Annotated in this window: 6 protein-coding genes; 3 read left to right on the forward strand and 3 right to left on the reverse strand. The window is 68.4% G+C overall.

The features are described from left to right. Window positions 1-639: cell envelope lipid trafficking protein PgfA (gene pgfA, locus AC2VNT_RS08060; protein WP_486946358.1), on the reverse strand; the 639-nt coding region annotated here is incomplete at its 3' end. 117 nt (window positions 640-756) lie between these two features. Here pgfA and AC2VNT_RS08065 point away from each other — a divergent pair. Then, window positions 757-1,941 carry an acyltransferase family protein gene (locus tag AC2VNT_RS08065; protein ID WP_486946359.1) on the forward strand — a complete coding sequence of 395 codons (1,185 nt, stop codon included), beginning with the start codon at window positions 757-759 and terminating at the stop codon, window positions 1,939-1,941. A gap of 2 nt (window positions 1,942-1,943) precedes the next feature. Here AC2VNT_RS08065 and AC2VNT_RS08070 read toward each other — a convergent pair whose 3' ends face one another. After that, the gene (locus tag AC2VNT_RS08070) at window positions 1,944-2,921 is read right to left on the reverse strand and encodes a phosphotriesterase family protein (RefSeq protein ID WP_486946360.1); all 978 of its coding nucleotides are present in this window, start codon (window positions 2,919-2,921) and stop codon (window positions 1,944-1,946) included. A 90-nt stretch (window positions 2,922-3,011) separates the two neighbouring features. Here AC2VNT_RS08070 and AC2VNT_RS08075 point away from each other — a divergent pair, with 90 nt between their 5' ends. Further along, entirely contained in the window at window positions 3,012-3,167 is a 156-nt protein-coding gene (locus AC2VNT_RS08075; RefSeq protein ID WP_486946361.1) for a hypothetical protein, read from the forward strand. A gap of 15 nt (window positions 3,168-3,182) precedes the next feature. Continuing rightward, the gene (locus tag AC2VNT_RS08080; protein ID WP_486946362.1) at window positions 3,183-3,416 is read left to right on the forward strand and encodes an acyl-CoA thioesterase; all 234 of its coding nucleotides are present in this window, start codon (window positions 3,183-3,185) and stop codon (window positions 3,414-3,416) included. 127 nt (window positions 3,417-3,543) lie between these two features. Here AC2VNT_RS08080 and AC2VNT_RS08085 read toward each other — a convergent pair. After that, window positions 3,544-4,811, reverse strand: a 1,268-nt coding sequence (locus AC2VNT_RS08085) for a PE-PPE domain-containing protein (RefSeq protein ID WP_486946363.1), incomplete at its 5' end; no start/stop codon positions are given.

Here is a 4,811-nt window from a genome sequence, read left to right on the forward strand (position 1 = left end):
CTCGCCGTTCTCGTCGTAACCCACGTTCTGGGTGAAGCGGTAGGTGGTCAGCCCGTTGACGTCGTCCTCGCCTTCGTAGTTGGCGTCGAACGCCTGCTGCGCGATCGGGTCGAAGTACTGGTAGGACTCCTTCTGGGTGTAGAAGGGGAACCGGTGGGACAGCCCTTCGTGCGGCAACGCGATGTTGGTGGGCGGACTGTCGTCTTCGAAGGTGCGTGGTCGCTGCACCGCGCCGCCGGGGCGGGTGTCGTCCGAGACGGCCATCGCGGTGGTGCGGTCCAGCGTGACGGTGTCCACCAGGGCCAGCAGCAGCCCGGTGTCCCGCTGCTTGTCGGTCCGGCGGACCGAGAAACCCGCCTGCAGGGTCACCAGATCGGCGTTGGCCGGCGACTCGACACTGATCTGGTCCTGCGACACCAGCGGTACGTCCTCGTTGACCTCCAGATGCAGGCCCGACAGCGAGGCCGGATCGAGCGCGGTGCCGACGCCGTCGCTGACCAGGGTGGTGTCGATGTCCAGCGGGATCTTGGCGATCCGGCCCGCGGTGTAGGTCGACAGCAACAGCGCGGCGGTCAGCAGGGCAGCGCCGAGACCGACGGTCGCGCAGGCCGCGATGCGCAGCATGACGGCTCGGTTCACGTTGCCGTGCCCTCCTTCAGGCCGCTGGTGATCCAGGGTGGGAACCGGTCTGACCCTAACAGCAGGATTCAAGGGTCCGGGGTTCGCGTGCGGACGCACCACCGGCACACTGTCATGATGACCCGTCCCGTCGACGATGTGGCCCGCCCTGCGCAGGTCGGCGGCTTCCTCCCCGCCGTGGAGGGGATGCGCGCGTGTGCCGCCTTCGGCGTGGTCATCACCCACGTCGCGTTCCAGACCGGGCACTCGGCCGGCGTCGGCGGCCGGCTGCTCAGCCGCTTCGACCTGGCCGTCGCGGTATTCTTTGCGCTCTCCGGCTTTCTGCTGTGGCGGGGCCACGCCGCGGCGGCGCGGGGACTACGGGCCACGCCGCCGTTCCGGCACTACTGGCGCTCCCGGGTGGTCCGGATCATGCCCGCCTACCTGGTGTCGGTGGTGGTCATCCTGCTGCTGCTGCCGGACGCCACCGGCGCCAACCCGACCGTCTGGCTGGCCAACCTGACGCTGACCCAGATCTACGTGCCGCTGACGTTGACGCCGGGGCTGACCCAGATGTGGAGCCTGGCGGTGGAGGTGAGCTTCTACATCGCGCTGCCGGTGTTGGCGCTGGCGGCGCGGCGGCTGCCGGTGCGGGCCCGGGTGCCGGCGATCGGGGCCGTCGCGCTGCTCAGCCTGGGGTGGGGGCTGATCCCGATCCACACCCCGGCCGGGGTGAACCCACTGAACTGGGCGCCGGCCTACGGCTGCTGGTTCGGCGCCGGGATGCTGCTGGCCGAGCTGACCGTCAGCCCGGTCGGCCGGCTGCACCGGCTGGCGCGACGGCGGGTGCCGGTCGGGCTGGTCGCCTTGGCCGCCTTTCTGCTGTCCGCGTCACCGCTGGCCGGACCGGAGGGGCTGACCCCGGCCAGCCTCGGGCAGTTCGTCACCCGGACCGCGATGGGTGGCGTGCTGGCCGCGGCGTTGCTGGCGCCGCTGGTGCTGGACCGGCCGGAGACCGGCCACCGGATCCTGGCCAGCGGGCCGATGGTCACCCTGGGCCGGTGGTCCTATGGGATCTTCATCTGGCACCTGGCGGCGCTGGACATGGTGTTCCCGGTGATCGGCCGGTTCGCGTTCACCGGTGACATGGCGGTGGTGCTGGTGTTGACCTCGGTCTTCACCATCGCGATCGCGGCGGTGAGCTACGCCCTGGTGGAGCACCCGTGCCGGGAAGCGCTGCGCGGCTGGGAGCTGCGCGGCCAGCGCCCGGCGCCGCCGCTGGACAGCTCGGTCAACGACCTGGCCGAGCTGATCTCGGACTGACGTCAATATCGGCCCTGGTTCGCGAAGATTGTGCGCGGATTGTCGACCAGCATGGTGCGCAGCTGCTCGTCGGTGACGCCGCGCTCCCTCAGCGCCGGGATGACGTCGTGGTGGATGTGCAGGTAGTGCCAGTTCGGCGCGGCCACCGGCAGCACCTCCTCGGGCAGCGCGTCGAAGTAGCAGCTCGCGTCGTGGGAGAGCACCATCTTGTCGGCGTGGCCGCGCTCGCACATCGCCGCCACCGTGTTCACCCGGTCCTCGAACGGCAGGATGACGTCGATGCCGAACCGGTCCATGCCGAGATAGGAGCCGGCGGCGATCAGCTCTTCGAGGTAGCCCAGGTCGGTGCTGTCGCCGGAGTGCCCGATCACCACCCGGGACAGGTCCACCCCCTCCTCGGCGAAGATGCGCTGCTGCTCCAGGCCGCGCCGCAGCCCCGCGTGGGTGTGGGTGGAGATCGGCACCCCGGTGCGGCGATGCGCCTGGGCGACCGCCCGCAGCACCCGCTCCACCCCCGGGGTGATGCCGGGTTCGTCGGTGGCGCACTTGAGGATCGCGGCCTTGACCCCGGTGTCGGCGATGCCGGTCTCGATGTCCCGGACGAACATGTCGGTCATCGTCTCCGGGCCGTCGAACTGGGTGCCCGGGCCGAGGTAGTGGAAGAAGAACGGCACGTCGTTGTAGGTGTACACGCCGGTGGCCACGACGATGTTCAGCTCGGTGGCGGCGGCCACCCGGGCGATCCGGGGAATGTAGCGGCCCAGCCCGATCACGGTCAGGTCGACGATGGTGTCCACCCCGACGGCTTTCAGTTCGTTGAGCCGGGTGATCGCGTCGGCGATCCGCTTGTCCTCGTCGCCCCAGGCTTCCGGGTAGTTCTGGGCGATCTCGGTGGTCATGATGAAAACGTGCTCGTGCATCAGCGTGACGCCGAGCTTGTTGGTATCGATCGGGCCGCGTGCGGTGCTCAGTTCCGACATGGGTCGATGGTAGGGAGATTCCCGCCCGCCGGCCCGGGTCTTCGCCGAGAATCCCCGCCCGGGCCGGGCGCCGCAGTGGAGGGAGTCGTCATGCCGATCACGTTCGAGGAGCCCGCCGGCCCGCGTTCGGTGAGCACGCTGCGGTTCCTGGCCAAGGCCATCGACATCGGCTACGGGGAGCGGATCGACGGCGGGCACGTGCTCGAGTGGGTGGACAAGGCCGGCTACGCGTGCGCGTCGGAGTGAAGCGGCCGCTACTGCGTGACCGCGCTCATCGGGGACATCCGGTTCGCCAGGCCGATCGCGGTGGGCGAGCTGGTCGAGGTCGAGGCCCGGATCACCCACACCGGCCGCACCAGCATGCACGTCTTCATCACGGTGTACTCCGGTGGCCCGCGCGGCGGGGAGCTGAGCGAGACCGCGCACTGCCTGACGATGTTCGCCCGGCACGCGCTGGAACTCGCCGAGGTGCTTCAGCGCGCCCAGAACCGGTAACCGACCCTCAAGGGCCATCCGCTTCCGTTTGACCAGGTCGTGATAGTTCGCGGTACCAGGCTCGCTTCGGGTCGAACGGCTCGTCGGAGCGGATCAGCGTCTTGCGGAGGGTGATTCCCTCCTTCGACTAGCCCAGGCCGGAGAGAAGATCGACGAGGGTGCCGCCAGCGTCGGCGGCGGTGCTGCCGGTGATGTATCCGGTACTGGTGACGGCGTCGTCGACCAGGTCGACCCCGGGGATCAGGTCCACCAGGTTGAGGAAGGTGGCACCGAGCGCTTCCCCGACGGGCGCGAGCACACCGGCTCCGAGAGCGAACGGGATCAGGTAGGTGTCGGCGCCGATCGGGTCGACGACGGCGGCCAGCAGATCACCGTGTGCGAGCTCGCTGGTGAAGATGCTGAGGTCCCACGCCGGCAGGGTGGCGACCAGCGCGATGACTGCCTGCGCCACCGGCAGCAGCGACGACACGTCGCCGGAGAAGGTCGCGGTGAGGTCGTTGAAGATGTCCAGCAGTGGCGACAAGGCGGTCGCGTGTTCTATCGGGACGCCGATACCGTCGAGCGGAACATTCTGGAAAATGTTGTGCACGATGCCCGGGAGATCGTTGATGAGGGCCGATGTCGTCGTCGGCTCCCCGGGAACAACGCCGTAGTTCTCACCCTCGCGGAGAAACAGTTCGACGATGGGGTTGTCGACCAGGTCTATCTTGTATGTGGCCGGGTTCTCCAGGGCCGCGGTGAAATCGGTGATTCCCTTCTCGGCGCCGTGCAGCAGCGCTTGCGGGAGCTGCTCGAGCACGCTCAGCGGTGGCAGCGCCCCAAACGGGGTGGGCACATTGGCCGGACCTGAATCCCAGCCCTGGCTGAGGCTGCCGTAGCCGAGGTCCACCAGGATCCTCATGTCCGGTTCCAGCAAGTCGTAGAGCGGTTTCCCGACGATCGGGATCAGCTGCAGCGGATCCAGCAGCGGCAGGCTATGCAGCGGGAGCATGAAGTAGTCGGTCAGGTGATCAGCGGCGGTGGTCGGCATCGGAGTTGCGATCGCCTCGGCGATCTGTTCGGGCGTGAAACCCCCGTACACACCGTGCGGAATTGCCGTGCCCAGATAGGAGTTCAGGTCGGAGAAAATGTCGATCGGATACCGTGGAAGATCGCCGAAACCGTCGTATTCGGCGTTGAAGACATCGGTCGGGTAGAGGTTCTGCGGCTCGGCGCCGCTGGCGGTGACGCCGAGGCTCGGGATCGACGGGTGCGAATCGTCGGGAAGGTTGAAGCGTTCCAACAGTCCGCCGAACGGGCCGTTGGCGTCCCCGATGAGCACGAAATGCACGTCGTCGGTGGGTATGTTGTTCTTGGCGAGCAGGGACATCGCCTCCGAGGCCACCGACGAACTCT

It is taken from the genome of Mycobacterium sp. TH-M15, assembly GCF_057473705.1.

Coding starts and splice junctions, on each gene's coding strand:
- AC2VNT_RS08075 (WP_486946361.1), top strand. CDS start 3,012: ATGCCGATCACGTTCGAGGAGCCCGCCGGCCCGCGTTCGGTGAGCACG.
- AC2VNT_RS08065 (WP_486946359.1), top strand. CDS start 757: ATGACCCGTCCCGTCGACGATGTGGCCCGCCCTGCGCAGGTCGGCGGC.
- AC2VNT_RS08070 (WP_486946360.1), bottom strand. CDS start 2,921: ATGTCGGAACTGAGCACCGCACGCGGCCCGATCGATACCAACAAGCTC.